Origin of the sequence: [Mycobacterium] manitobense, from assembly GCF_025821665.1 — a bacterium.
Lineage (GTDB): Bacteria > Actinomycetota > Actinomycetes > Mycobacteriales > Mycobacteriaceae > Mycobacterium > Mycobacterium arseniciresistens.
The window spans coordinates 96,479-122,213 of record NZ_JACKSJ010000062.1; the positions used below are offsets into that span (position 1 = coordinate 96,479).

Annotated in this window: 24 protein-coding genes; 12 read left to right on the forward strand and 12 right to left on the reverse strand. The window is 68.2% G+C overall.

Translation table 11 applies throughout. The features are described from left to right. The first annotated feature begins 16 nt into the window (after nucleotides 1-16). Nucleotides 17-403, forward strand: a complete 387-nt coding sequence (locus H7I41_RS07900; protein ID WP_264012018.1) for a DUF5997 family protein — start codon at nucleotides 17-19, stop codon at nucleotides 401-403. A 279-nt stretch (nucleotides 404-682) separates the two neighbouring features. Here H7I41_RS07900 and H7I41_RS07905 read toward each other — a convergent pair whose 3' ends face one another. The 4 genes from H7I41_RS07905 to H7I41_RS07920 form a co-directional block, all read right to left on the reverse strand. After that, a complete protein-coding gene (locus H7I41_RS07905) occupies nucleotides 683-2,338 on the reverse strand; it encodes a hypothetical protein (protein ID WP_264012019.1) in 1,656 nt (551 codons plus the stop codon). Nucleotides 2,339-2,448: 110 nt separating this feature from the next. Further along, a complete protein-coding gene (gene nrdE / locus H7I41_RS07910) occupies nucleotides 2,449-4,614 on the reverse strand; it encodes a class 1b ribonucleoside-diphosphate reductase subunit alpha (RefSeq protein ID WP_264012020.1) in 2,166 nt (721 codons plus the stop codon). Beyond that, entirely contained in the window at nucleotides 4,584-5,030 is a 447-nt protein-coding gene (gene nrdI, locus H7I41_RS07915) for a class Ib ribonucleoside-diphosphate reductase assembly flavoprotein NrdI (protein ID WP_264012021.1), read from the reverse strand. Before nrdI ends, nrdE begins: the two co-directional genes overlap by 31 nt. Before the next feature lie 39 nt (nucleotides 5,031-5,069). Continuing rightward, the gene (locus H7I41_RS07920) at nucleotides 5,070-5,312 is read right to left on the reverse strand and encodes a redoxin NrdH (protein WP_264012022.1); all 243 of its coding nucleotides are present in this window, start codon (nucleotides 5,310-5,312) and stop codon (nucleotides 5,070-5,072) included. 474 nt (nucleotides 5,313-5,786) lie between these two features. Between H7I41_RS07920 and H7I41_RS07925 the strand changes: the two genes are divergently transcribed. Continuing rightward, nucleotides 5,787-6,197 carry a hypothetical protein gene (locus H7I41_RS07925; RefSeq protein ID WP_264012023.1) on the forward strand — a complete coding sequence of 137 codons (411 nt, stop codon included), beginning with the start codon at nucleotides 5,787-5,789 and terminating at the stop codon, nucleotides 6,195-6,197. A 5-nt stretch (nucleotides 6,198-6,202) separates the two neighbouring features. Here the strand turns inward: H7I41_RS07925 and H7I41_RS07930 are convergent, their stop codons facing one another. Then, nucleotides 6,203-6,745, reverse strand: a complete 543-nt coding sequence (locus H7I41_RS07930) for an NADPH-dependent FMN reductase (RefSeq protein WP_264012024.1) — start codon at nucleotides 6,743-6,745, stop codon at nucleotides 6,203-6,205. An 87-nt stretch (nucleotides 6,746-6,832) separates the two neighbouring features. Here H7I41_RS07930 and H7I41_RS07935 point away from each other — a divergent pair, with 87 nt between their 5' ends. The 3 genes from H7I41_RS07935 to H7I41_RS07945 are packed head-to-tail and all read left to right on the forward strand — an operon-like array spanning nucleotide 6,833 to nucleotide 9,712. Next, nucleotides 6,833-7,435 (forward strand): TetR/AcrR family transcriptional regulator, encoded by a 603-nt coding sequence (locus tag H7I41_RS07935; protein WP_264012025.1) that lies wholly within the window; start codon nucleotides 6,833-6,835, stop codon nucleotides 7,433-7,435. Then, complete coding sequence (locus H7I41_RS07940) at nucleotides 7,435-8,514, forward strand: DNA polymerase IV (protein ID WP_264012026.1); 1,080 nt, start codon at nucleotides 7,435-7,437, stop codon at nucleotides 8,512-8,514. The genes H7I41_RS07935 and H7I41_RS07940 overlap by 1 nt, the downstream gene beginning before the upstream one ends. A 10-nt stretch (nucleotides 8,515-8,524) precedes the next feature. Then, on the forward strand, nucleotides 8,525-9,712 hold the full coding sequence (locus H7I41_RS07945; protein ID WP_264012027.1) for an AAA family ATPase: 1,188 nt from the start codon (nucleotides 8,525-8,527) through the stop codon (nucleotides 9,710-9,712). On the opposite strand, the gene H7I41_RS07950 is transcribed toward H7I41_RS07945, so the two are convergent. Beyond that, entirely contained in the window at nucleotides 9,709-10,575 is an 867-nt protein-coding gene (locus tag H7I41_RS07950) for an SDR family oxidoreductase (RefSeq protein WP_264012029.1), read from the reverse strand. The genes H7I41_RS07945 and H7I41_RS07950 overlap by 4 nt on opposite strands. 16 nt (nucleotides 10,576-10,591) lie before the next feature. Next, on the reverse strand, nucleotides 10,592-11,221 hold the full coding sequence (locus tag H7I41_RS07955) for a TetR/AcrR family transcriptional regulator (protein WP_264012030.1): 630 nt from the start codon (nucleotides 11,219-11,221) through the stop codon (nucleotides 10,592-10,594). A 118-nt stretch (nucleotides 11,222-11,339) separates the two neighbouring features. On the opposite strand from H7I41_RS07955, the gene H7I41_RS07960 reads away from it, so the two are divergent. Continuing rightward, complete coding sequence (locus tag H7I41_RS07960; RefSeq protein WP_264012031.1) at nucleotides 11,340-12,824, forward strand: cytochrome P450; 1,485 nt, start codon at nucleotides 11,340-11,342, stop codon at nucleotides 12,822-12,824. A 5-nt stretch (nucleotides 12,825-12,829) separates the two neighbouring features. Continuing rightward, nucleotides 12,830-13,204 carry a hypothetical protein gene (locus tag H7I41_RS07965; protein WP_264012032.1) on the forward strand — a complete coding sequence of 125 codons (375 nt, stop codon included), beginning with the start codon at nucleotides 12,830-12,832 and terminating at the stop codon, nucleotides 13,202-13,204. A gap of 4 nt (nucleotides 13,205-13,208) precedes the next feature. On the opposite strand, the gene H7I41_RS07970 is transcribed toward H7I41_RS07965, so the two are convergent. Next, entirely contained in the window at nucleotides 13,209-13,745 is a 537-nt protein-coding gene (locus H7I41_RS07970; protein ID WP_264012033.1) for a 2-isopropylmalate synthase, read from the reverse strand. A gap of 248 nt (nucleotides 13,746-13,993) precedes the next feature. Here H7I41_RS07970 and H7I41_RS07975 point away from each other — a divergent pair, with 248 nt between their 5' ends. After that, nucleotides 13,994-14,752: a sulfite exporter TauE/SafE family protein gene (locus H7I41_RS07975; protein ID WP_264012034.1), complete on the forward strand. Its 759-nt coding sequence runs from the start codon at nucleotides 13,994-13,996 to the stop codon at nucleotides 14,750-14,752. Here H7I41_RS07975 and H7I41_RS07980 read toward each other — a convergent pair. From H7I41_RS07980 to H7I41_RS07995, 4 genes are all read right to left on the reverse strand, one after another. Further along, the gene (locus tag H7I41_RS07980) at nucleotides 14,743-15,819 is read right to left on the reverse strand and encodes a phosphotransferase family protein (RefSeq protein WP_264012035.1); all 1,077 of its coding nucleotides are present in this window, start codon (nucleotides 15,817-15,819) and stop codon (nucleotides 14,743-14,745) included. The genes H7I41_RS07975 and H7I41_RS07980 overlap by 10 nt on opposite strands. A 51-nt stretch (nucleotides 15,820-15,870) precedes the next feature. Next, nucleotides 15,871-17,223, reverse strand: coding sequence for a neutral zinc metallopeptidase (locus tag H7I41_RS07985; protein WP_264012036.1), 1,353 nt, complete (start codon nucleotides 17,221-17,223; stop codon nucleotides 15,871-15,873). A 58-nt stretch (nucleotides 17,224-17,281) separates the two neighbouring features. Then, entirely contained in the window at nucleotides 17,282-19,018 is a 1,737-nt protein-coding gene (gene poxB, locus H7I41_RS07990) for a ubiquinone-dependent pyruvate dehydrogenase (protein WP_264012038.1), read from the reverse strand. Nucleotides 19,019-19,088: 70 nt separating this feature from the next. Continuing rightward, nucleotides 19,089-19,856, reverse strand: a complete 768-nt coding sequence (locus tag H7I41_RS07995; protein ID WP_264012039.1) for an SDR family NAD(P)-dependent oxidoreductase — start codon at nucleotides 19,854-19,856, stop codon at nucleotides 19,089-19,091. A gap of 111 nt (nucleotides 19,857-19,967) precedes the next feature. Between H7I41_RS07995 and H7I41_RS08000 the strand changes: the two genes are divergently transcribed. The 4 genes from H7I41_RS08000 to H7I41_RS08015 all read left to right on the forward strand — a co-directional run bounded on the left by H7I41_RS08000 (nucleotide 19,968) and on the right by H7I41_RS08015 (nucleotide 25,717). Next, nucleotides 19,968-21,533: a molybdopterin-dependent oxidoreductase gene (locus H7I41_RS08000; protein ID WP_264012040.1), complete on the forward strand. Its 1,566-nt coding sequence runs from the start codon at nucleotides 19,968-19,970 to the stop codon at nucleotides 21,531-21,533. 116 nt (nucleotides 21,534-21,649) lie between these two features. Next, nucleotides 21,650-23,185 carry an ATP-dependent DNA ligase gene (locus tag H7I41_RS08005; RefSeq protein WP_264012041.1) on the forward strand — a complete coding sequence of 512 codons (1,536 nt, stop codon included), beginning with the start codon at nucleotides 21,650-21,652 and terminating at the stop codon, nucleotides 23,183-23,185. An 88-nt stretch (nucleotides 23,186-23,273) separates the two neighbouring features. Next, on the forward strand, nucleotides 23,274-25,580 hold the full coding sequence (locus H7I41_RS08010; RefSeq protein ID WP_264012042.1) for a carbon starvation CstA family protein: 2,307 nt from the start codon (nucleotides 23,274-23,276) through the stop codon (nucleotides 25,578-25,580). After that, on the forward strand, nucleotides 25,514-25,717 hold the full coding sequence (locus tag H7I41_RS08015) for a YbdD/YjiX family protein (RefSeq protein WP_264012043.1): 204 nt from the start codon (nucleotides 25,514-25,516) through the stop codon (nucleotides 25,715-25,717). The genes H7I41_RS08010 and H7I41_RS08015 overlap by 67 nt, the downstream gene beginning before the upstream one ends. Nucleotides 25,718-25,735: the final 18 nt, after the last annotated feature.

A 25,735-nucleotide genomic window follows, 5' to 3' on the forward strand; every position in this document is an offset into this window, starting at 1 on the left:
CCGATAGGCTTGCACCATGAGCAGGGCGAACGCACAGTCCATGAAACCCGCCACGGCGGCGAGGAAGCTGGACGTGTACCTCCCCGCGACGCCCGCGGAATTCCAGGCGAACCCGATCACCCGCGCCGAAATCGCCGCGCTGCAGGCGGACCCGCCACAGTGGCTCAAGGACCTCCGCAAGAACGGGCCGCACCCGAAGAACCTGGTGGCAGCCAAGCTCGGCGTCTCGATCGCGGGCCTCGCGCGCGGCGGCGTCACCGAGGCGCTGACCACCGAGCAGATCAATGCGCTGCTCGAGGAGAAGCCCGAGTGGCTGGTCGCCGAGCGCGAGAGCTACCAGAGCGTGCTGCGCGAGGAGCGACGCATCAAGGCGCTGCACGAGGATCAGGCTCGCGAGAGCTGAGCGACGCCGTCGCCGATAACACGCTTCGAATGTTCGACAGGAGGGCCACATCTGCATCGGGTGGCAGACCTTCCCTTAGGGCTGCGACGCAGGACAGGTGACGGGCTGATCTGCACCGCGACCGGACCGGATTACCGGAGTTTACGGTGTCGGCGTCGCGCTAAATGACTGTTGGGGCGCCCCGCGACTGAGCGGGATGTCGCGCAGTGGACATCTTACAAATGCATGTTCACCCGTCAGTGGCGGAACAATCGTGATCAATTGCCAAGCAGGTATGAACTACTTGAGCCCGTAGAGCTTAAGTCCGACGTGGTCAACTATGAATCTGCGCTCCTCGCTGTCTAGAGCGAAGTAGACACGTCCTACTTGGTTCGGCGTTGTGTGATCGTCCACCTTCAGATGCGGGACTCGGCTGTACTTTTTGCCTTCGTACAGGAACTCGTCCTCGCCGCGCTTCTCCAATTCTTCGTCTATGACCGACACAACTAGCGAGTGTTCGTGTTGAAACCAATCCTTAATTCGGCCGCCAATCACCGCATCCTTCTCGCGCCAATCGACAGCCGCGCGGGCGAGGCTCACGAGCTGATCTCGCATCTTCGGTGGGTGCGGATAGCTACTTGTCTTCCATGATCGAAAACTGCCGTCGGTGAATACGATCGCGCCCTCCGAGATGTCGGTCAAGAACTCCGCGAGAGTCTGCAACTCTCCATCAAGTAAGTCGGGCGCCAATGCCCAATCCTTTTGATGGCCTTCCTGAGCAATCGATACCGTCGGAAGCCTTCTGTACTGGTCGCCAAGCGCAGCGGTGAACGCCTGTTGCTGGTCGGCCATTGCTTTTTCGTAACGAGCTTCTGTCTCGGCCAGATACTCGTACAGGTCATCATTCTGTTGCTTCTGGTCACGGAGGGCCTCTTGCAATTGCGCAATCTGCTCGGTGTGCGTAGCCGCCGCGCTTGCCCTCCGAATACTCTCGCGCAGCTGATCTTCTCGCTGAAGACGGCGCGATTCTGTGACGGCCCGGCTTGCGCGCTGTTGGAGAAGATTCGGGCCTGCTGCGGCGACCGACAGCGAGCCCAGCATTCGCATCAAGGTGCCGACTAATCTGTTCACACCGTGGCGAAACTCTTCGGCGCCCTGCCAGCCGTCATCGATCTCCGAAGTCGTGAAGATCGGGTGACGCTTGACCGTGGCAACGTCAGGCCACACGAGAGCGGCCCCGCGAAGTGGGATTTGGACGCCGTAGTCTTCGACTTTGTCATTGAGAGCCGGAATCGCTTCACCGCCCACCAGCACGACTTGCAGCAGTCCGGCAAGTTCGCGTGCCGCTTGTTGTGCGAACTTGTAGGCACCAGTTCCGCGCGCGTCGACCAGAAGTACCGGGAGCCGGTAGAGCTCGCTCAACGCTCCATGCACCGCGTCGACTTCTTGTCTCAGACCAATCTTGACAGGCCTGCCTGTGACAACCTGACCCCGCCGACGAAGAGTTATTTCGTCATCGAACAGAAGAGCTTTGACAATGCCCGGCCGTCGCACTTCGTCCACCGTCGCCGGACGCAAAATACCTTGTGTGTCGCGACCCATCTCGACCCGCACGACCGCACGGCTGTCATCAGCGAAGGCGATCAGCTCAACGACGAAGGTTGCGATCTCCGACCCTTGGATCGGTTGCTGAAGGCGACATTGGACGCATCGTATATCGCCGACTATGAGCGGACGCCATGAAATTGACCTGACGTACCGACGAACGTCATCGACGTACTCTGCTTCGGCGGCGCCCTCTGACGAAAGCAGCGCAGCCGCGTCGATTCCTTGTGCTCCGCGGCCAACCCACTCGGCCACATGCTCCATCACTCGGTCGAATACCGCCTGCGGTGACGAACCGCTTGTCGCGGCGGACCAGAGGCAGTCAAATTCGACTACGTACTGGAGATCCAAGATGAATTTACTTTCGATCTAGGTCATTCTCGCGAGCATTAGTCGGCCGACGGCCAGTTACTGCACGCATATTTGCAATTTGCGTGCCATAACTGGCCGGAGACCCTGCGTCACAACATGCAGCTGACGCAATTTTCCACCTCAGTGCCCGCCAGCGCCATCTGGCGTAGGCGGATGTAGTACAGCGTCTTGATGCCCTTGCGCCAGGCGTAGATCTGCGCCTTGTTCACGTCGCGGGTGGTGGCCGTGTCCTTGAAGAAAAGCGTCAGGCTCAAGCCCTGATCCACGTGCTGGGTGGCCGCGGCGTAGGTGTCGATGATCTTCTCGTAACCGATCTCGTACGCATCCTGGTAGTACTCCAGGTTGTCGTTGGTCAGGTACGGCGCCGGGTAGTAGGCGCGACCGATCTTGCCTTCCTTGCGGATCTCGATCTTCGACGCGACCGGGTGGATCGACGACGTCGAGTGGTTGATGTAGGAGATCGACCCCGTCGGTGGGACGGCCTGCAGGTTCTGGTTGTAGATGCCGTGCGTCTGCACCGACTCCTTCAGCCGCTTCCAGTCGTCCTGGTTGGGGATGCGGATGTCGGCGTCGGCGAACAGCTGACGCACCCGCTCGGTGGCCGGCTCCCACACCTGGTCGGTGTACTTGTCGAAGAACTCCCCCGACGCGTACTTCGACTTCTCGAACCCGCCGAACTTCGTACCGCGTTCGATCGCAATGCGATTCGACGCCCGCAGCGCGTGGTAGAGCACCGTGTAGAAGTACATGTTGGTGAAGTCGACGCCCTCTTCGGAGCCGTAGTGGATCCGCTCACGGGCGAGGTAGCCGTGCAGGTTCATCTGCCCGAGGCCGATCGCATGGGACTCCTTGTTGCCCTGCTCGATCGACGGCACCGACGTGATCGACGTCTGGTCGGACACGGCGGTGAGCCCGCGGATCGCCACCTCGATGGTCTGCGCGAAGTCCGGGGAGTCCATCGCCTTGGCGATGTTCAGCGACCCGAGGTTGCACGAGATGTCCTTGCCGATCCTCTTGTACGACAGGTCATCGTTGAATTCCGACGGCGTGGACACCTGCAGGATCTCCGAGCACAGGTTGCTGTGCGTGATCTTGCCCTCGATCGGGTTGGCCCGGTTCACGGTGTCCTCGTACATGATGTACGGGTAGCCGGACTCGAACTGCAGCTCGGCCAGGGTCTGGAAGAACTCGCGGGCCTTGATCTTGGTCTTGCGGATCCGCGCGTCGTCGACCATCTCGTAGTACTTCTCGGTGATCGAGATGTCGGCGAACGGCACGCCGTAGACGCGTTCCACGTCGTACGGCGAGAACAGGTACATGTCCTCGTTCTTCTTGGCCAGCTCGAACGTGATGTCCGGGATCACCACGCCGAGTGACAGCGTCTTGATCCGGATCTTCTCGTCGGCGTTCTCGCGCTTGGTGTCCAGGAAGCGGTAGATGTCGGGGTGGTGGGCCTGCAGGTACACCGCGCCCGCACCCTGGCGCGCGCCGAGCTGGTTGGCGTAGGAGAACGAGTCCTCGAGCAGCTTCATGATCGGGATGACGCCCGAGCTCTGGTTCTCGATGTTCTTGATCGGGGCGCCGTGCTCGCGGATGTTGGACAGCAGCAGCGCCACCCCGCCACCGCGCTTGGACAGCTGCAGTGCCGAGTTGATGGAGCGCCCGATGGACTCCATGTTGTCCTCGATGCGCAGCAGGAAGCAGGACACCGGCTCGCCGCGCTGCTTCTTGCCCGAGTTGAGGAACGTCGGGGTGGCCGGCTGGAAACGGCCGTCGATGATCTCGTCGACGAGCTTCTCGGCCAGCGCCGTGTCACCGGCGGCCAGCGTCAGGGACACCATCACCACGCGGTCCTCGAACCGCTCCAGGTAGCGCTTCCCGTCGAAGGTCTTCAGCGTGTAGGAGGTGTAGTACTTGAACGCGCCGAGGAACGTCGGGAAGCGGAACTTCTTGGCGTAGGCCCGATCCAGCAGCGTCTTGACGAAGTTGCGCGAGTACTGGTCGAGCACCTCGCGCTCGTAGTACTCCTTCTGGACCAGATAGTCGAGCTTCTCGTCCTGATTGTGGAAGAAGACCGTGTTCTGGTTGACGTGCTGCAGGAAGTACTGGTTCGCGGCTTCCCGATCCTTGTCGAACTGGATCTTGCCGTCCTTGTCGTACAGGTTCAGCATCGCGTTGAGCGCGTGGTAGTCCGTCTCGCCCGGAAGCGCGTGCACGCCGGTGGTTACAGGTTCTGCAGTGACGGTTGGTGACACGTCTGGTCCTTCCAGAAGTCTTCCAGGCCCGCGCGGACGGCGAAGACGTCGTCCGTGGTGCCCATGAGCTCGAAACGGTAGAGGTACGGGACGGCGCACTTGCGGGAGACGACGACCCCCGCGTAGCCGAACTCGGCGCCGAAGTTGGTGTTGCCCGCGGCGATGACGCCGCGGATCAACGACCGGTTGTGTTCGTTGTTGAGGAAGGCGATCACCTGTTTGGGGACGTAGCCCCCGTGATCGGGATCCGGACCGTTGGCGTGCCCGCCACCGTAGGTCGGCAGCACCAGGACGTAGGGCTCGTCGACCTGGATGCGCTCACGCAGCGGGATCCGCGTGGCGGGCAGGCCGAGCTTCTCGACGAACCGGTGCGTGTTCTCCGAGACGCTGGAGAAGTACACGATGTTGCCGGTCATGATCGAGTCGCCCTCCTTCCTGCCTCGCGGATAGCCCCGTCAGGCCGTCGCCGCGACCGCTCCGCCGAGCGCCTTGATGCGATCGGGGCGGAAGCCCGACCAGTGGTCGTTGCCGACCACCACGACGGGCGCCTGCAGGTAGCCCAGGGCCATGACGTAGTCGCGGGCCTCGCTGTCGAGGCTGATGTCGACCGTCTCGTACGCGATGCCCTGCTTGTCCAACGCCTTGTAGGTGGCGTTGCACTGCACGCAAGCCGGCTTGGTGTAAACGGTGACGGTCATTGACGGCTCCTCGGGCGTGTGACGGGTGGTGAGGCGAACGGACTGGCAACGGAACGGAGACTGCATATCGCTCTAGTTCAGCGACCCGCAGACTCACAAAATTCCTGGACGCCCGGGGTGCTCGACCGGTGGTGCCGAAATGCTCTGACCACTGGATTCTGCGCTCCGGCCGACCTGGAGAACCGTGGGGTCTGTCGGTGTGCAAGACACTACACCTGGTGTCCGACAAAGCCAGGGGATACCAGATGTTCTGAATAACATTTCTGGAATTCCCAGGTCGTAAGCCCACGCACAGCCGCAGTCTCGGCGTGTCGCGCCCGATGACGCGCCGCGTGTCGCAAGATGGGAGATGTCTACCACCGGGCACCGACAACGGCCCGGCACCGGGGCAACGTCCGAGGCGCTCCAGCAAACGCCGACGGGCGCGCCGGTTTGGTGATCGGCCACGTCCGCCGACCCGTTTAGGTTGGAACCATGAGTTGGGACGTGTTCGTCATGAGGTTCCCGAAGCACGTCACCACGCCGGCGGAGATACCGGCGGACTGGCATCCAGAGGACATCGGGACGGCCGGGGAGGTCCGTGCCGCGATCGACGCCCTGGTCGCCGACATGGCCTGGGGTTCCGACGGCTGGGGCCAGGGCACCGGGGACGGCTTCTCGGTAGAGACGTCGCTACGAGAGCCCGACGACGCACCCGTCAACGGCTTCACCCTGATGTTCCGCGGCGGGGGCGACGCGGCGAACCTCGCCATGGCGTTGGCGGCACGGTTCGACGCCCGCGCACTCGGCAGCGGCGTGTTCCTCGAACCCGATTCGGCCGGCGACGCGTTCGACAGCTGGCAGCGCTACCGCGACCACGCGCTGCGGCCGCGCCCCCGGCAGTAGCGGCCTCAGCCGACCTCGGCGACCAGCTTGCCGACGATGTCGCGCAGGCTCGCCGCGACCTCGGCGTTCTCCCGCGGGTGCCTGCCGTCGAGGGACTTCGCCGGAATCGAGAGCTTGAGGTCCTCCACCACCCGCGGCCCGGCGATGCCGAAGCTCTTGCGGGTCTCGTCGTGCGCCCACACGCCGCCGTACTGCCCGAGCGCAGCGCCGACCACGGCCAGCGGCTTGCCCTTGAGTGCGCTGTCACCGAACGGCCGCGACAGCCAGTCGATCGCGTTCTTGAGCACTCCCGGGATGCTCCCGTTGTATTCGGGCGTGACGACGAGCGCCGCGTCGGCCTCGGCGGCCGCGCGCCGCAGCGCCACTACGGGTTCGACCACGTCGTCGTTGTCGATGTCCTCGTTGTAGAACGGCAGCTCACCCAGCCGGTCGAACAACTCCAGCGTCACGCCCTGCGGAGCCGCCTCCACGGCGAGCTCGGCGATCTGACGGTTGATCGACGCCGCGCGCAGACTCCCCACCAGAACGATCACCTTGATATCCGACATGTGCACCCCTTCATTCGTCCAGACGGATCTTCACACAGTTGAACCGGACTGCAGTCCGATTTCATCCCGCTGATTTAAAGTGAGGGCATGCCCGCGACGCAACCCCCGCCGCCGCTGCCGCAGCAGGCGCCGCAGGAGCGAGGCGATGCCGCCCGCAATCGTGCCCTGCTGCTCGACGCCGCGCGCGACCTCATCGCCGAACGGGGCGCGGACGCGGTGAGCATGGACGACGTGGCGGCCGCCGCAGGCGTGGGCAAGGGCACGCTGTTCCGCCGGTTCGGCAGCCGGGCCGGCCTGATGATCGTGCTGCTCGACGAGGACGAGAAGACCGAACAGCAGGCTTTCCTGTTCGGCCCGCCGCCGCTGGGCCCCGGGGCGCCGCCGCTCGAGCGGTTGCTCGCCTACGGACGCAGCCGGTTGCGGTTCGTCCACACCCACCACGCGCTGCTGTCCGACGCGGCGCGGGACCCGCAGACCCGCTTCAACGCGCCGGCCACCCTGCACCGCACGCACGTGCGCATGCTGCTCGACGCGGCGGGCACCACCGGCGACCTCAACGCCCAGGCCGATGCCCTGCTCGGCCTCCTCGACGCCGACTACGTGGAACACCAGCTCGCCGACCTCGGCCACACGCTCGACACGCTCGGCGATGCGTGGGAGGCCGTGGCGCGCAAGCTGTGCGGCACCTGATGCACTGGGTGCTGCACGTCGACCTCGACCAGTTCCAGGCTGCCGTCGAGATCCGCCGCAACCCCGGCCTCGCCGGCCTGCCGCTGGTCGTCGGCGGCAACGGTGACCCGACCGAGGCGCGCAAGGTCGTCACGTGTGCGTCCTATCCCGCCCGCGCGTTCGGGATCCGCGCCGGTATGCCGCTGCGCGCAGCGGCCCGCAAGTGCCCGGAGGCGGTGTTCGTGCCGCTCGACACCGACGCCTACGACGCGGCGTCCGACGAGGTGATGAGCCTGCTGCGGGACTTCGGCCACCCGGTCGAGGTGTGGGGCTGGGACGAGGCCTACGTCGGCGTCGAGGACCCGGACGGCACGCTCGACCCGCATGAGCTGGCGCAGCGGATCCGCGCCGGCATCGCGGCCCACACCGGACTGGCCTGTTCGGTGGGCATCAGCGACAACAAGCAGCGCGCGAAGGTGGCCACCGGCTTCGGCAAGCCCGGCGGGGTGTTCACCCTCACCGACGCCAACTGGATGGCGGTGATGGGTGACCGGGCGGTCGACGCACTGTGGGGCGTCGGCCCGAAGACCGCCAAGAAGCTGCTCGGGATGGGCATCGAGACCGTCGCGGACCTGGCCGCCACCGACGCCACCGTGCTCACCGCCGCGTTCGGACCGACCACCGGACTGTGGATCCTGTTGCTGGCCAAGGGTGGCGGGGACACCACCGTGACCGCCGAACCGTGGGTGGCGCGCTCGCGCAGCCATGTCGTCACCTTCGCCGACGACCTCACCGACCGCGCCGAGATCGACTCGGCCGTGGCCGATCTCGCCCGCCGCACCCTCGACGAGGTGACCGCGCAGGGCCGGGTGGTGACCCGGGTGGCGGTCACGGTGCGCACCAGCACCTTCTACACCCGAACCAAGATCCGCAAACTCGCCGCGCCGGGCAACGACCCGGCCCAGATCACGCAGACGGCGCTGGGGCTGCTCGGGCAGTTCGAGCTGGACCGGCCCGTGCGGTTGCTCGGCGTGCGGCTGGAGCTGGCGATGCCGTCGGCCGCGGCGGCACCCGGCGTGCCTGTCGGTGGCGGCCCATAGCGTGCACACCATGCTGACGACGGTCGCTGTGCGCGGATACCGGTCGCTGCGCGATGTCGTCCTCCCGCTGTCCGCGCTGACCGTCGTCACCGGCGCGAACGGCACCGGCAAGTCGTCGCTCTATCGGGCGCTGCGCCTGCTCGCCGACTGCGGCCGTGGCGAGGTGATCGGCTCGCTGGCCCGCGAGGGCGGGCTCCAGTCGGCGCTCTGGGCCGGGCCCGAGCAACTCGGTGGCGCCCGCCGGACCGGCCGGACGGAAGGAACCGTGCGAACCGGGCCGGTTTCCCTCGAACTCGGCTATGCGGCAGATGATTTCGGCTATCTGGTGGACCTCGGGCTGCCCCAGGACCCCGGCCACAGGTCGCAGTTCGGGCGCGACCCCGAGATCAAACGCGAGGCCGTATTCGCCGGCCCCGTCGCACGGGATGCCTCAACGCTGGTCCGACGCACCCGCGACTACGCCGAGGCCGCATCGGAGTCGGGCCGCGGCTTCGACGAACTGTCCCGGTCGCTGCCGCCCTACCGCAGCCTGCTGGCCGAATACGCCCACCCCGGCGCCCACCCGGAACTCGCCGCCGTCCGGGACCGGTTGCGCGGCTGGCGGTTCTACGATGGGTTCCGGGTCGACGCCGGCTCCGCCGCCCGCCGCCCGCAGGTCGGCACGCGCACCCCGGTGCTGTCCGACGACGGCAGCGATGTCGCCGCGGCGGTGCAGACGATCATCGAGGCGGGGCTCGACGACCTGCAGCGGGCGGTCGGCGATGCGTTCGACGGCTCGACGGTCTCGGTGGCGGTCTCCGACGGGTTGTTCGACCTGCAACTCCACCAGCGCGGCATGCTGCGGCCGCTGCGCTCTGCCGAATTGTCGGACGGCACACTGCGATTCCTGTTGTGGGCCGCCGCTCTGCTCAGCCCCCAGCCGCCGTCGCTGATGGTGCTCAACGAACCGGAGACCTCGCTGCACCCGGACCTGGTTCGCCCGCTGGCCCGGCTGATCCGCACTGCCGCCGACAAGACCCAGGTCGTGGTTGTCACCCACTCGGGGGGCGTGCTCGACGTGCTGGAGGCGGTGCCCGTCGCCGACGCCGATGCCGGCGCCCCCGCGACGGAGATCCGCCTGCACAAGGATTTCGGGGAGACCCGCGTCGAGAGCCTCGGCATGCTCGACACGCCGCCGTGGCACTGGGGCGGTCGCTAGTCCCGCGGCAGCAGGCCCGGCCGCAACGCCCGGCTGAAGAGCACGTTCACCTGACGCATCGCCACGCTGTACGGCCACCACATGGTGCGCTTGAACATGTAGAGCGCCCGGATGTCCGGTGAGGTGTAGATCAGATACCGGTTGCGCCGCACGCCACGCAGGATCCGGTCGGCGACGTGTTCGGGCGAGACCGCATGTCCGGCGAACCGGCCGGTCCAGCGGGCCACGTTCGGATGGTCGCGGTCGACGCCGGCGATCTGCACCGTCTGCACCAGCGGCGTCTTCACCGCACCCGGCACCACCACCGACACCCCGATGCGGTGCCGGGCGAGATCGAAGCGCAGCACCTCCGACAGCCCGCGCAGGCCGTACTTGCTGGCGCTGTAGGCGGCGTGCCACGGCAGCGCGACCAGTCCGGCGGCCGACGAGACGTTGACCAGGTGCCCGCCGCGCCGGGCCGCCACCATGGGCGGGACGAAGGTCTCGATGACGTGGATGGGCCCCATCAGGTTGATGTCGACCATCGACTTCCAGTGCTGGTGGGTGAGCCGGTCGACGGTGCCCCACGCCGACACCCCCGCGATGTTCATCACCACGTCCATCGGCGGGTGATCGGCATGGACGTCGCGGGCGAACGCGGCGACCGCGTCGTAGTCGGAGATGTCGAGTGCCCGGTGCGCGGGCACCCTGGCGCCGAGCGCTCTGGCGTCGGCGACCGTGGTCTCCAGGCCGGACTCGTCGCGGTCGGTGAGGAAGAGTTCGGCGCCTTCGGCCGCCAGCCGCAGTGCGGTGGCCCGGCCGATGCCGCTTGCGGCCCCGGTGATCAGACAACGCCTGCCGTCGAAACCACTGCTTCGCGCCATGGCGGTGACCCTACCGTCAGCCCAGATCGGCGGTTCCGCCCCAGAGCGCGTTGAGCCACAACCGGATCACGACGTCGACCCCTCGCGCGGGGTCGGTACCGCGACCGACGAAGCCGCTGTCGTGCGACAACGTCAGCGCCGTCGTGGCGGTCAGTGTGCGGACGAGGGCCGGCAGGTCGTCGGTGATGGGGCGGGCACCGCCGTCCGACCGGACGAGGCCGACGATCTTGTCGATCACGCCGTCCTCGAAGTCGTTCATGATCTCGCGGATCTGTGCGTCGGTGTTCCGCGCCAGCGTGCAGGCCCGCATGATCGGATCGTTGCTGGCGAACACCGCGGCCGCGTAACCGACCATGCGCTTGGCGAACTCCGATGGTGACTCCCCGGCCTCCCTTGGCGCGAAGTCGTGGGTGAGCTTGTCGAGTTCGGCCATCGCGTCGGCGACGATCACCGCCAGCACGGCGTACTTCGAGTCGAAGTAGAAGTAGAAGCCCGACCGGGCGACACCGGCCCGCTCGCTGATGGTGCTGACGGACAGATCGGCGAACGATCTCTCCTCGAGCAGTTCCCGGACGGCGACGACGATCGCGTCGCGCTGCCGGTCGCCACGGCTGCGCCGCGGCGCCGGTTCCGTTTCGGCGGTCATGTCTCTAGACCTTTGCACGCAGCAGGCCAGAACCAAACTTGACAGGCGTCAACTGCGCCCAGCAGGATGATGATCGGGAGTGACAGCGGCCACAGTTTCTGTGCGTGAGGAGCATGACATGACGGCGACGATCAACACGACGGATTACCTGCTCGACCAGGCGAAGCGTCGATTGACACCGTCGATCAACAACTTCCCCGGCCTCGGCGCGCTCGAGCGCAGGTTGCTGCAGACCGAGTTCCCACAGAAGCCGATGTCCACGCCGCCTGCGGGCAGCGACCTCAAGCCGGTGATCGGCGACGCCGGCCTGCCGGTGCTGGGCCACATGGTCGAGATGTTCCGCGGCGGCCCCGACTATCTGCTGCACATCTACCGCAAGTACGGCCCGCTGTACTACGCCGACTCCCCCGCGCTGCCCGCGGTCACCGCGCTGGGACCCGACGCCGCGCAGGCGGTCTACTCCAACCGCAACAAGGACTTCTCCCAGCAGGGCTGGGTGCCGGTGATCGGGCCGTTCTTCCACCGCGGCCTGATGCTGCTCGACTTCGAGGAGCACATGTTCCACCGCCGGATCATGCAGGAGGCGTTCGTACGCACCCGCCTGGTCGGCTACACCGAGCAGGTCGACCGGGTCGTGTCGCAGGTGATCGCCAAGGACTGGGTGGCCAACGACGCGCGCTTCCTGATGTATCCGGCCATGAAGGAACTGACCCTCGACATCGCCTCGATGGTGTTCATGGGCCACGAGCCGGGCACCGACAAAGAGTTGGTGACCAAGGTCAACAAGGCGTTCACCACCACGACGCGGGCCGGCAACGCCATCATCCGCAAGCCGGTCGCGCCGTTCACCTGGTGGCGCGGCATGCAGGCCCGCAAGCTGCTGGAGAACTACTTCGAGGAGCGGGTCCGCGAGCGGCGCGGCCATGAGGGCTCCGACCTGCTGACCGTGCTGTGTCAGACCGAGGACGAGGACGGCAACAAGTTCTCCGACGCCGACATCGTCAACCACATGATCTTCCTGATGATGGCCGCGCACGACACGTCCACCTCGACCGCCACTACGATGATCTACCACCTGGCCAAGAACCCCGAGTGGCAGGAGCGCTGCCGCGACGAGTCCGACCGGCTCGGCGACGGCCCCGTCGACATCGAGTCGCTGGACAAGCTCGAGTCGCTCGACCTGGTGATGAACGAGTCGATCCGCCTGGTCACGCCCGTCCAGTGGGCGATGCGCCAGACCGTGCGCGACACCGAGTTGCTCGGCTACTACCTGCCGAAGGGCACCAACGTCATCGCCTACCCCGGCATGAACCACCGGCTCGAAGAGCTCTACCCCGAACCGATGAAGTTCGATCCGCTGCGGTTCACCGAGCCGCGCAACGAGCACAAGAAGCACCGCTACGCGTTCAGCCCGTTCGGCGGCGGCGCGCACAAGTGCATCGGCATGACGTTCGGCCAGCTCGAGGTCAAGACGATCCTGCACCGGCTGCTGCGCAAGTACCGGCTGGAACTGCCGCACCCCGAGTACACGACGGAATGGGACTACGGCGGTATGCCGGTGCCCAAGGACGGCATGCGCATCGTCCTGCGGCCGCTGCACTGACGCCGTTGAGCACCCGCCGCGCACGCATCGCCGACACCGGCATCGTCTCGCTCGCCGCGATGCGGATCGGCATCGGCGCGCTGGCCTGGGCACGTCCGGATCTGGCGGCTCGGCTGTTCGGTCTGGAGTCACCCGGCGGGCAGGCGCGCTACCTGTGGCGCCTGTTCGGTGTGCGCGACGTGCTCGTCGGACTCGGCACGGTGTCGGGGAAGGGCACGCGCCGGCACGTCTGGGCCCGTGTCGGGCTGGCCTGCGATGTCGCCGACGGCGCCGCAGGCGCATTGAGCCGCAAAGACGTGCCGCGCGCCGGTGCCGCCGCGATGGTGGGCGTGCCCGCGGCGGCGGTGGCGTTCGGCGCGTGGGCGCTCAACCGTCCCTAGCCCCTCACGCCGCCAGCAGCCGGTTCGCGCACGCGATCACCGCGCGCAACGCCGACTGGGTGGCGTCGTCGGAGAGGCCCATCGCCCACTCCGTGCGCGTGCCGTCGGAGCCGCGCAGAAATGTCGCGATGCCCTCGTCGGCCGGCATCTGGTGGAAGGCCACCAGTTCCACCGGGAAACCGCGGTCGTGCAGCATCACGGTCAGTGCGGCCACCGGTCCGGACGCGGCGGCGGACGACGTGTCGATCCGGTCCCCGACGGCCAGGGTGGCCTGGTAGTTGCGGGCCTGCGGGCCCAGTCGCGTGGCGGGCCGGTCGGCATCGGTGCAGGCCCAGTGGCCCAGCCGCAACGGGCCGGAGTGCGGGGCGTACTCGGCGAGGAATTCGTTCCAGGACAACGCGTCGGCCTCCTTGCGCAGGCCACGGGGAACCGGGGCGTGGACGCCGGCCGCGAACGGCGCAGCAGTGGTGGGCGCCCAGTTCTGTGGCGCGGCGCTGATTGCGGTGTGTATCGCGGATGAACTCGACGATGTGGTGATCATGTGTGCCGGCCATCTCTGGTAAGAGGAAGTGACCGACGGTGTAGCAACGACCCACAGCGAGGGGTCGGTCTGGATCAGACCCCGCTGCGGGTTGCTACTACGAGTCGCCTTGGCACGTCCGCGACTGTAGACGTCCCCGCGTCGCGACGCAAACACTTTCGGGCCCGGTGCCGACGGCCCCGTCGAGGTGCCGAAGACCACACCGGCGGTGGCAGTCCGTGCGCGCTGCGGACCCTAGTGTGGTGCCGGTGACCTGGCACGAGGGCGTTTTCCTGGTCGTGGCGGGTGTCGCCGGCGGGCTGACGGGCAGCATCGCCGGGCTGGCGTCGGTGGCGACCTATCCGGCGCTGCTCCTGGTGGGCCTGCCGCCGGTGACCGCCAACGTCACCAACACCGTCGCCGTGGTGTTCAACGGGGTCGGGTCGATATGGGGCTCGCGTCCGGAGCTGAAGGGCCGCGGCGACGCCATCAAACGCATCGTGCCCGGCGCCGTCCTCGGCGGTGCGGTGGGCGCGGTGCTCCTGCTGTCCACACCGGCGGAGGGCTTCGAGAAGGTGGTGCCGGTGTTGCTCGGCCTCGCCGCCGTGGCGATCCTCATCCCGCGCCGCCGGGGCCGCGCAGGCGGCGAGGACGAGCCGCGCAGCCGCGCGGCGACGATCGCCCAGGCCGTGACGATCTTCCTGATCTGCATCTACGGCGGGTACTTCGGCGCGGCCGCCGGCGTGCTGTTGCTGGCGCTGATGCTCGCCGCCGGCGAGACGATGCCGCACGCCAGCGCGGACAAGAACGTCATCCTCGGCGCATCGAACGCCACCGCGGCAGTCCTGTTCGTCTTCCTCGCGCCGGTGCACTGGCCCGCGGTGGTGACGCTGGGCTTCGGTTGCCTGGTGGGATCGCGACTGGGCCCGATCGTCGTCCGCCACGCACCCGCCGGTCCATTGCGGGCGGCGGTCGGGCTCGGCGGTATCGCCCTGGCCGTGAAGCTCGGCGTCGACGCCTACACCTGAGACAGGTCGAACGGGTTGTCGCCGCCCGCGACCCGGCTACCGAGGTCGACGAGATTCTGCGCCGACGCGTGCAGCCGCTCCCCCGCCTCCGGACTGGCCTGCCCGGCCAGGTAGCGCGACCACGTGCCCTCGATGACGATGCCGAGCTTGAAACACGCCATCGCCAGATACCAGTCCAGCCGCGATGTCTCGCGACCGCCGGCGCCCAGGTACGCCTCGAGCAGTTCGCGCCGGCTCGCGATGCCGCCGAGCGCGGCGAGCTGCGAACCGGCGTCGATGGGATTGGGATCGAGGGGCCAACAGATCAGCATCCACCCGAGGTCGAGCAGCGGGTCGCCGACGGTGCACATCTCCCAGTCGATGAACGCGGCGAGTTCGGGGCGGTCGCGCCGCAGCAGCACGTTGTTCAGATGCGCGTCGCCGTGCATGATCCCGGGTTCGCGGTCCGGGGGCCGGTTGTCGGTCAGCCACTTCGCCAGGGACGTGACGGCCGGGAACGACTCGGGTGCGTAGCCGTCGTGCCGGTAGCTCTCCAGCAGCCGCAGGAACTGCGGAACCTGGCGTTCCAGAAACGATCCCGGGCGTTTGATGGCGGCCAGCGGGCTGCCCTCCCAGGCGACGTTGCCCAGCCGGGCCAGGCTCGCGGCATACGACAGCCCGACCTGGTGGCGCATGCCGGCGTCGCGGACGTAGGCGTCGGTCATCTCGTTGCCCGGGTTGAAGCCGTCGACCTCTTCCATCAGGTAGAACACCACCCCCAGGACGTCGAGATCCTCACAGCCGGCGATGAATCCGGGATGCGGCACCGTCGTCCCGGCCAATGTGCGCAGCACTGCGATCTCACGCAGCATCGTCTTGTCGCTGGTCGGTCGGGGATGAAGGGGTGGGCGGCGCAGCACCATGGCTCGTCCGTCCACCCGCAGCCGCACCACGATGTTCTGCGAACCACCGGTCAGCGGTTCGACGTCGGTGACGGTCGAGCCGAGGCCCTCGCGGGCCAGCCACCGCGCGAGCGCGACCTGCGCCTCGTCGCTCAGCGTGGGCAGGGACAGCGCGTCGTCGGGCATGGGAGACATCGTCTCAGCCGCGCGACACGGCGTCGCCGGCTCCCCCGACGATCAGGCCTGGTACTCCAGACAGGGCGCGACGCCGTTGATCACGCCCTCCCGGAACGCCCGGACCCGGGCGAAGCCCGCCCCCTGACGCTCCACGTCGGCGTCGCCGCGGAACACCAGCAGGGCCTTGATCGCCTCGTCGAGGTCACCGGGTGAGATGCGGTAGGTGCTGGTGTCCGCGCGGTTGTAGAGGATCACACTCGCGGTGTACGCCCCGGCCAGACAGTCGGCGCGCAAAGTCGAGGTCTTCTCGTCGGACTGGTCGCCCAGCCGCGTCAGCGCCGCGAGTCCGTACTGGGTGGCCAGCAGCGAGGCCACCGCGTAGTCGCCACCCTGCTGGTAGATCCGCGGCATGAAGGCCTCGTTGTCCCAGCCCACGTAATCGTCTGGCACACAGTAGAACAGCGCGAAACCTTCGGCCGACTGGTCGCCACACATCGGCGGGCTGTCCGGACTGAACGGTTCCAGGCCGGCCAACGGCGACCACGGCTCGCCGGTCACCTCGGGGTACGCCCGGCTCCAGAAGTCCTCCAGGTCGTAGGGCACGCCGTTGACGATCGAGTCGTACGGGGCGTCCCCGCCGCTCGCCTCGTCGAGGACGTCGTTGAACGGCAACTCCAGCACCATGGGATCGTCGTCGCGGTACACCTTGCAGCGGGACAGCCCGTTGTCGAACCCGTCCTGGAACGCGCCGACCCGGTCGAACCCGCTGCCGTGGGCATTCGGGTCGATCTTCGACGTGCCCGGGGTGTCACGCAGTTCGAGGATGCCGGCGAGCGCGGTGTCGAGGTCGGCGCTCGACACGTCGAACACGCCGTCGTCCTTGGCATGTCGGGCCCATGCTCCTGCCATGCAGTCGGCCTGCAGTTCGCGGGTCACCGTGCGCGCGGTGAAGTTCGACCGCGCCTGGATGGCATGCCCCCATTCGTGCGCCATCACCACCGGGATGACGAAGTCGCCGAACTTCTCCCTCAGTTCCGGCAGCAGCCCCTCGGCGTCCCACGCCACCACATCCTCACTGGGGCAGTAGAACGCGTTGCCTGCCACCTCCTCGGCGCTGGCCGTGCAGGGCGGCGCGTCGTCGCTGGAGGGGTTGATCGCATAGAGCCCGCCCGCCACCGGCTCGTACTGCGCGCCGTAGAGGTCGGGGTACTGCTTGCCCCAGTAGTCCTGCAGATCGGCGATCGACTGCATGGCGATCTTGTTCACCGGGTCGGACGGGTCGCCGACGATCTCGACGTCGCTGGCGTCGGGCGCCGCCGCCTTCGACGAACCCGGGACCTTCGGATCTGGACCGGCACAGCCCGCGAGGAGCACCACTACGGCCGCCGCCGTCGACCACACTTTGATGCGCATGGGCAAACGGTAGCGGCGCCGATTGGAATTCAGTTGGAAAGCACGAATCGGGTGGTCCTCAGTCGAGGATGCGCCTGGCGACGTTTGTCGACACCAGATCGAGCAACTCGTCGGCGCGACCGGCGAGGATGGTGCGGATCGCGTACAGTGAGAAGCCCTTGGCCTGTTCGACGGTGATGGCCGGCGGAATCGACAGCTCCTGGCGGGCGGTGACAACGTCGATCACCGCCGGGCCGTCGTAGGCGAACGCGTCGGTCAGAGCCTGCTCGAGGTCGCGCGCCGCCTCCACCCGCCTGCCGAACACCCCCATCGCCGTCGCGACCGCGGCGAAGTCGGGATTGACCAGATCGGTGCCGAAGTTGACGATGCCCGCGGCCTTCATCTCCAGCTCGACGAAGTTCAGCGAAGAGTTGTTGAAGACGATCACCTTGACCGGCAACCGATTCTGGATCAGGGTGACCAGTTCGCCGAACAACATGGTCAGCCCGCCGTCGCCGGCCAACGCCACCACCTGCCGGTCGCGGAACGTGGTCTGGGCGCCGATCGCGTGCGGCAGCGCGCAGGCCATCGTGCCGTGGTTGAAGGAGCCGATGAGCCGCCGGCGGCCGTTCATCGTGAGATAGCGCGCCGCCCACACCACCGGCGAGCCGACGTCGACGGTGAACACCGCGTCATCGGTGGCCAGTCGATTCGCCAGTGCGGCAACGTATTCCGGCCTGATGGGGCTGCGATCGCGGTCGTTGACGGCCAGCTCGTCGAGATTCTTGCGGGTGCGGCGGTAGTGGCGCAGCGAACGGTCGAGGTGCTCGCGGTCCGATCGGCGCTTCAGGTGCGGCGCCAGTGCCGCCACGGTGTCGCGCACGGTGCCCACAAGGCCGAGTTCCACCGGGGTGCGCCTGCCTAGGTGCCTGCCGCGGATGTCGACCTGGATCACCTTCGCGTGCTCGGGATAGAACTGCTGGTACGGGAAGTCGGTGCCGAGCATCAGCAGTACGTCGGCTTCCTTGATCGCCTTGTAGCCCGAGGCGAAGCCGAGCAGGCCGGTCATGCCGACGTCGTACGGGTTGTCGTACTCGATGAACTCCTTGCCGCGCAACGCATGCACCACCGGCGCGTTGAGGGTGGCGGCCAGGTCCACGACGGCGTCGTGGGCGTCCTGCACACCGGCGCCGGCGAGGATCGTCACCCGCGGTGAGGCGTTGAGGATGGCGGCGGCGCGCAGCAGCGACTCGTCGTCGGGCCGCACCACGGATCGGGTCGCCACCACCGGGCGGGCCGTCCAGCCCGACGCGTCTGCCCGCTGGTTGAAGATCTCGCCGGGGACGACGACGACCGCCACCCCGTTCTCCTCCACCGCGGCCCGCATCGCCATCTCGAGGATGCGCGGCGCCATCTCCGGTGTGCTCACCAGCTCGCAGTAGACGCTGCACTCACGGAAGAGGTCCTGCGGGTGGGTCTCCTGGAAGTAGTCCGAGCCGATCTCGCTGCGCGGGATGTGGGCGGCGATCGCCAGCACGGGCATCCGGCTGCGGTGCGCGTCGAACAGGCCGTTGATCAGGTGCAGGTTGCCGGGCCCGCAACTGCCCGCGCACACCGCGAGACCACCGGTGAGCGCCGCGTCGGCGGCCGCGGCGAACGCGGCGGTCTCCTCGTGCCGGACGTGCTCCCAGGAGACGGCCCCTGACCGCCGGATGGCGTCGGTGAAGCCGTTGAGGCTGTCGCCGGGCAGGCCGTAGACGCGGCGCACGCCGCTGATCGACAGGGCCGAGATCACGTGATCAGCAATGGTCGCCACGCGCGCAGCCTAGTGCGTTTCGGTGTCGCCGGTTGCCTCGAGCGCAACCGACGACACCGAGATCACGAGGTCACTTGGGGGCGAAGCGCTGACCGGCGTCCAGTCGTAGGCACTGGCCGTTGAGCATCGCGTTCTCCACGATCGCCGCGGCGAGCTTGGCGTACTCGTCGGGCCGGCCGAGGCGCTTGGGGAAGGCGGCGTCTTTGGTCAGCTGACTGGCGAACTCGTCCGGGATTCCCTCGGTCAGCCCGGTGGCGAACAGGCTGGGGGCGATGGCGAGCACCCGGATGCCCAGGCTGCCCAGATCGCGGGCCATGGTGAGGCACATGCCGGCGATCGCGGCCTTCGACGCGGTGTAGGCGACCTGCCCGATCTGTCCCTCGAACGCGGCGATCGAGGCGGTGTTGATGATGACGCCGCGCTCTTCCTTCTCGTCGTCGACGGGCTCGTTCTTGCTCATGTGCCACGCCGAGAGCCGGCTGATGTTGAAGGTGCCGATGAGGTTGAGGTCGACGCTGGCGCGGAAGGAGTCCAGGCTGTGCGGGCCGTCCTTCTTGATGGTGCGCTCGCCGATGCCGCCGCCCGCGGTGGTCACCGCGATGTGCAGTCCGCCGAGGTCGGCGACCACCTGCTCGAGCACCTTCTCGGTGCCGTCGAAGTCGGTGACGTCCACCTCGTGGAACGAACCGCCGATCGAGTCGGCCACTTCCTTGCCCTTGGACTGCGGACGGTCCAGCACGGCAACGCGCGCGCCGCGCTTGGCCAACAGCTCGGCGGTCGCCCGGCCGAAGCCGGAGGCCCCGCCGACCACGATGGCCTTCTTGCCCTCGATCTCCATCTAGCTTCCTTTCCACATCGGGGTTGAACTGTAAAGCAACCTAGCCGACGTCACCCTTCGGTAAGCGTTTCGGGTCCGACCTGGGGTTTCCCCGGCAGTACCTTGACAGACATGGCCGTATCGCCGCGAGGCCCATGGGCGCTGTGCGGGATCGCCGCCGCCGCGGTGGCGCTCGGCGTCGCCGAGCTCGTCGCCGTGCCGTTCGGTCCGGCTGCCGACTCACGCACCGCGGTCGGGTCGGCCGTCATCGACCGGACGCCGGGGCCGGTCAAGGAATGGGCCATCGCCACGTTCGGCACCGCGGACAAACTCGTGCTGACCGTTCTCGTGGTCGCGGTCATCCTGGTGATCGCCGCGATCAGCGCGCGCTTCGAGTCGCGGCGCATGCCGGTCGGCAGTTTGGCGATCGCCGCGGCCGGTGTGCTCGGCGCTGCGGCGGTGCTCTCGCGGCCGGGATCGTCGGCAATCGACGTGCTGCCGACGGTGATCGGTGCGGTGTGCGGAATCGCAGTGCTGCGGCTGCTCACGTCGGGGCGCATCAAGGACGCGCCCGACGACGGCGCCGAAACAGAAAGCGCCGAAGGCGACCACACCGACCGGGGCCGCAGGCTCACCCTCTTCGGCGTCGGCTTCCTGGCGGTGGGCGCCGCCAGCGGCGTGGCGGGCGCCGTGCTGTCCCGGCTGACCTCGTCGGTGTCCGGCGACCGGCAGAACTTCGCGCTGCCCCGGGTCGGGCGGACCGCCCCCGAGGTGCCGGCGGCGGTGCAGCCGGCGAACGTCGACCTGCCGCCGTTCGTCACCTCGAACGCCGACTTCTACCGCATCGACACCGCCCTTTCGGTGCCGCAGCTGAGCCGGGCCGACTGGAAGTTGCGCATCCACGGCATGGTCGACCGCGAGATCACCTACACCTTCGAGGATCTGGACCGGTTCGAGGCCGTCGAGGACATCATCACGCTGGCGTGTGTGTCCAATCCGGTGGGCGGGGACCTCATCTCCACCGCCAAGTGGACCGGCTACCGGGTGCGCGACCTGCTGGCCGAGGCGGGCGTGCATCCCGACGCCGACATGGTGCTGTCCACCTCCGTCGACGGGTTCACCGCGGGCACGCCCGTTGAGGCGTTCACCGACGACCGCGACGCGCTGCTTGCGGTCGGGATGAACGGCGAGCCGCTGCCCACCGAGCACGGCTACCCGGCGCGCCTCGTGGTGCCCGGGCTGTACGGCTATGTGTCCGCGACCAAGTGGGTGGTCGACCTCGAGCTGACCCGCTTCGACCGCGCCGAGGCCTACTGGACGAAGCTGGGCTGGTCGGCGCGCGGGCCGATCAAGACGCAGTCGCGCATCGACGTGCCGCGCACCGGGCAGGACGTCGCGCTGGGACCGGCGACGTTCGGCGGTGTGGCATGGGCGCAGAACCGCGGGGTCCGCGCCGTCGAGGTGCGCATCGACCCGCCCGGCGGCAAGGGTGACTGGCGCCCCGCGACGCTGGGTGCGAGCTACTCCAACGAGACCTGGCGGCTCTGGAGCATCGACTGGCGGGCCGAGCAGACCGGCCTGCACACGATCTCCGTGCGCGCCACCGACAACACCGGGGCGGTGCAGACCGAGCAGCGCGCCGATCCGGTTCCCGACGGCGCGTCGGGCTGGCAGTCGATCATCTTCGCGGTGCGCTGACCCGCGGCGAGCGGCCGTGTCTGTACGCCGACACGCCGCATCCCGGCGTACCGGAGCGGTCGCTCGCGGCAGACGGGTGCCCGCCGCGTGTCCGACCCGCGTGCCACGCTGGACCCGTGCACCTGGTCGACGTCGCCACCGCCTCCGCCGATGTGGGCTCCACGTCGGCGCGGCTGGCCAAGATCGCGCGGATCGCCGAACTGCTCGCCCGCGCCGCAGAGGAGCGCGACGCCCGGCTCGTCGCGGTGGTGGTGTCGTGGCTGTCCGGCGAGCTGCCGCAACGCCAGATCGGGGTGGGCTGGGCGGCGTTGCGCTCGCTGCCCGCGCCTGCCGAGGAGCCGTCGCTGACCGTCGGCGGCGTCGACGCGACGCTGTCGGAGATCGGCGCGGTGGCCGGCAAGGGATCACAGCAGCGCCGGGCCGCACTGCTCTCCGCCCTGTTCGCCGCCGCCACAGACGTCGAGCAGACCTTCCTGCGCCGGCTGCTGTCAGGCGAACTGCGCCAGGGCGCCCTGGCCGGCGTGATGGCCGACGCCGTCGCCAAGGCGTCGGGAATCGCGGCGCCTGCCGTGCGGCGGGCCGCCATGCTCGCAGGCGACCTGCCCGCGGTGGCGGCCGCGGCGCTGACCGGCGACGACGCGGCCCTCGACCAGTTCACGCTCACGGTGGGCCGGCCGGTGGGGCCGATGCTCGCGCAGACCGCGACCGGCGTGGCCGATGCCCTCGACCGGCTCGGCGGCGAGGCGGTGCTCGAAGCCAAGCTCGACGGCGCCCGGGTGCAGATCCACCGCGACGGCGACGACGTGTCGATCTACACCCGCAGCCTCGACGACGTCACCGACCGGCTGCCCGAGGTGGTGGCGGCCGCCCGGGCGCTGCCGGTTCGAACGCTGATCGCCGACGGCGAGGCGATCGCCCTGCGACCCGACGGGCGGCCGGACCGCTTCCAGGTGACGGCGTCGCGGTTCGGGCGCCGCGGCGGTCGCGACGCCGAGGGCCAACCGCTGTCTGTCTTCTTCTTCGACCTGCTGCACGTCGACGGTGACGACCTGCTGGACCTGCCGACCGCCGAGCGGCTGGCCCGGCTCGACGTGCTGGTGCCCGCCGCGCAGCGCGTCGACCGGCTGCACACGACCGACTCCGCGGCGGCGCAGCGGTTCCTCGACGCGACGCTGGCGGCGGGGCACGAGGGTGTGATGGCGAAATCGCCGACGGCGCCGTACGAGGCGGGCAGGCGCGGCGCGGGCTGGCTCAAGGTCAAGCCGGTGCACACCCTGGATCTGGTGGTGCTCGCCGTGGAGTGGGGGTCGGGACGGCGCACCGGCAAGCTCTCCAACATCCATCTCGGCGCCCGCGATCCGGCCACCGGTGCATTCGTCATGCTGGGCAAGACATTCAAGGGCATGACCGACGCGATGCTCGACTGGCAGACCGCGCGCTTCCTCGACCTGGCGGACGGACCGACCGACGGCTACGTGGTCAGGGTGCGGCCCGAACAGGTGGTCGAGATCGCGTTCGACGGGGTTCAGGGGTCGAGCCGCTACCCCGGCGGGATGGCGCTGCGCTTCGCCCGGGTGCTGCGCTACCGGGACGACAAGGCTCCGGCCGAGGCCGACACCGTCGACACGGTGCGGGCTTACTACGAGCGCTGACGAGCGCTCGCGCGAGGAACCGACGACGCTGACGAGCCGACCGAACGAATCCACCCAATCGGCCGGGCACCGGTGGAAAGATCGGCCCATGGCTTCAACCCCCGCGCCCGCGGCTCCTTTTGCGGAGCAGACGACCGACGGCCACATCACCTACGTCCGGACGGACAAGGACCTACCGCCGGTGGCGGTCGTCGACCGCTCCCCCATCACCGCCAAGCACCGCATCATCTTCGGCGTCATCGCCGTGATCGGGGCGGTCGCCTGGGCGGTCATCGCCTTCTTCCGGGGTGAGACGGTCAACGCCGTCTGGTTCGTCATCGCCGCGATCTGCACCTACGTCATCGGTTTCCGGTTCTACGCCCGGCTGATCGAGATGAAGATCGTCAAGCCCAAGGACGAGAACGCAACGCCTGCCGAGGTTTTCGAGAACGGCACCGACTACATGCCGACCGACCGGCGGGTGCTGTTCGGGCACCACTTCGCCGCGATCGCCGGCGCGGGCCCGCTGGTGGGGCCGGTGCTGGCGATGCAGATGGGATACCTGCCGGGCACCATCTGGATCATCATCGGCGCCGTCTTCGCCGGCTGTGTGCAGGACTATCTGGTGCTGTCGATCTCGGTGCGTCGCCGGGGCCGCTCGCTGGGCCAGATGGCCCGTGACGAACTCGGCACCGTGGGCGGCGTCGCCGCGATCGTCGGCGTGCTGGTCATCATGGTCATCCTGCTGGCGGTGCTGGCGCTGGTGGTGGTCGGCGCGCTGGCGGAGAGCCCCTGGGGCGTGTTCTCCATCGCGATGACGATTCCGATCGCGCTGTTCATGGGTGTCTATCTGCGGTATCTGCGACCCGGCCGGGTGTCGGAGGTGTCGCTGATCGGCGTCGCACTGCTGCTGCTTGCGGTGGCGTCCGGCGGCTGGGTGGCCGAGACCTCCTGGGGCACCGACTGGTTCACGCTGTCGAAGGTGACGCTGTCGTGGTGCATCATCATCTACGGGCTGGCCGCATCGGTGCTGCCGGTCTGGCTGCTGCTGGCCCCGCGCGACTACCTCTCGACGTTCATGAAGGTCGGCACCATCGTCCTGCTGGCGATCGGCATCCTGCTGGCGCGGCCGATCATGGAGGCCCCCGCGATCTCGTCGTTCGCCGCCAGCGGCACCGGGCCCGTGTTCGCCGGGTCACTGTTCCCGTTCCTGTTCATCACGATCGCCTGCGGCGCGCTGTCGGGCTTCCACTCGCTGATCTCCTCCGGCACCACACCGAAGCTGCTGGAGAAGGAAAGCCAGATGCGGCTGATCGGCTACGGCGGCATGCTGACCGAGTCGTTCGTCGCGATCATGGCGCTGATCACCGCGGCGATCCTCAACCAGCACCTGTACTTCGCGATGAACGCGCCTGCGGCGTCCACCGGTGGCACCGCCCAGACCGCGGCGGACTACGTCAACAGCCTCGGACTGTCGGACGCTCCCATCACCGGCGTCGAACTCGACGCCGCCGCCAAGGGCGTCGGCGAGGAGTCGATCGTGTCGCGCACCGGTGGCGCGCCGACGCTGGCGTTCGGCATGTCCGAAGTGCTCCAGGTTTTCGGTGGCGAGAGCCTCAAGGCCTTCTGGTACCACTTCGCGATCATGTTCGAGGCGCTGTTCATCCTCACCACGGTCGACGCGGGCACCCGGGTGGCGCGGTTCATGTTGTCGGACGCCCTGGGCAATCTCGGCGGGCCGCTGAAGAGGCTGCAGAACCCGAGTTGGCGCGTCGGGGCATGGATCTGCAGCATCATCGTCGTCGCCGCGTGGGGCAGCATCCTGCTGATGGGCGTCACCGATCCGCTCGGCGGCATCAACACCCTGTTCCCGCTGTTCGGCATCGCGAACCAGTTGCTCGCCGCCATCGCGCTGACGGTGGTCACCGTGGTGGTCATCAAGCGCGGGCTGCTGAAATGGGCGTGGATACCCGGTGTTCCGCTGCTGTGGGACCTGGTGGTGACCATGACGGCGTCCTGGCAGAAGATCTTCTCCGGTGATCCGAAGGTGGGGTACTGGACACAGCACTTCCAGTACCGCGAGGCCAAGGAGGCGGGCAAGACGGCGTTCAATGCGGCGAAGGACGCGGGTCAGCTCGACGCCGTCATCCGCAACACGTTCATCCAGGGCACCCTGTCGATCGTTTTCGCGGTGCTGGTGGTCATCGTGTTCGCCGCGGGCGTGGTGATGGCGCTGCGTGCCGTCAGGGGCACCGGCAGCCCGCTGACGGAGGACGACCCGGTGCCGTCGCGACTGTTCGCCCCGTCGGGCATGGTTGCGACCAGGGCCGAGAAGGAGGTGGCCAAGCAATGGGACGAGCTGCCAGAAGATCTGCAGAAGTTGCGCGTCAGATCCGTTGGTACTGCGCCACACTGATGGGCGACAACCACTACCGGCGGTACGTCGAACACCGCAGGCGGCTCCACCCGGGCGAACCGGTGCCCTCGGAACGGGAGTACTGGCGCCTGCGGCACGCCGCCGCGGATGCGAATCCGGGCGCCCGCTGCTGCTGACAGGCGCTAAACTGTAAG

Bases quoted from the DNA above. Each gene is read 5' to 3' on its own strand.
- H7I41_RS08015 (WP_264012043.1), top strand. From the start codon at position 25,514: ATGGGACGAGCTGCCAGAAGATCTGCAGAAGTTGCGCGTCAGATCCGT.
- H7I41_RS07930 (WP_264012024.1), bottom strand. From the start codon at position 6,745: ATGTCGGATATCAAGGTGATCGTTCTGGTGGGGAGTCTGCGCGCGGCG.
- H7I41_RS07935 (WP_264012025.1), top strand. From the start codon at position 6,833: ATGCCCGCGACGCAACCCCCGCCGCCGCTGCCGCAGCAGGCGCCGCAG.
- H7I41_RS08000 (WP_264012040.1), top strand. From the start codon at position 19,968: ATGGCCGTATCGCCGCGAGGCCCATGGGCGCTGTGCGGGATCGCCGCC.
- H7I41_RS08010 (WP_264012042.1), top strand. From the start codon at position 23,274: ATGGCTTCAACCCCCGCGCCCGCGGCTCCTTTTGCGGAGCAGACGACC.
- H7I41_RS07970 (WP_264012033.1), bottom strand. From the start codon at position 13,745: ATGATCACCACATCGTCGAGTTCATCCGCGATACACACCGCAATCAGC.
- H7I41_RS07985 (WP_264012036.1), bottom strand. From the start codon at position 17,223: ATGCGCATCAAAGTGTGGTCGACGGCGGCGGCCGTAGTGGTGCTCCTC.
- H7I41_RS07955 (WP_264012030.1), bottom strand. From the start codon at position 11,221: ATGACCGCCGAAACGGAACCGGCGCCGCGGCGCAGCCGTGGCGACCGG.
- H7I41_RS07900 (WP_264012018.1), top strand. From the start codon at position 17: ATGAGCAGGGCGAACGCACAGTCCATGAAACCCGCCACGGCGGCGAGG.
- H7I41_RS07940 (WP_264012026.1), top strand. From the start codon at position 7,435: ATGCACTGGGTGCTGCACGTCGACCTCGACCAGTTCCAGGCTGCCGTC.
- H7I41_RS07980 (WP_264012035.1), bottom strand. From the start codon at position 15,819: ATGCCCGACGACGCGCTGTCCCTGCCCACGCTGAGCGACGAGGCGCAG.
- nrdI (WP_264012021.1), bottom strand. From the start codon at position 5,030: ATGACCGGCAACATCGTGTACTTCTCCAGCGTCTCGGAGAACACGCAC.
- H7I41_RS07945 (WP_264012027.1), top strand. From the start codon at position 8,525: ATGCTGACGACGGTCGCTGTGCGCGGATACCGGTCGCTGCGCGATGTC.
- H7I41_RS07920 (WP_264012022.1), bottom strand. From the start codon at position 5,312: ATGACCGTCACCGTTTACACCAAGCCGGCTTGCGTGCAGTGCAACGCC.
- H7I41_RS07995 (WP_264012039.1), bottom strand. From the start codon at position 19,856: ATGGAGATCGAGGGCAAGAAGGCCATCGTGGTCGGCGGGGCCTCCGGC.
- H7I41_RS07960 (WP_264012031.1), top strand. From the start codon at position 11,340: ATGACGGCGACGATCAACACGACGGATTACCTGCTCGACCAGGCGAAG.
- H7I41_RS07950 (WP_264012029.1), bottom strand. From the start codon at position 10,575: ATGGCGCGAAGCAGTGGTTTCGACGGCAGGCGTTGTCTGATCACCGGG.
- H7I41_RS07925 (WP_264012023.1), top strand. From the start codon at position 5,787: ATGAGTTGGGACGTGTTCGTCATGAGGTTCCCGAAGCACGTCACCACG.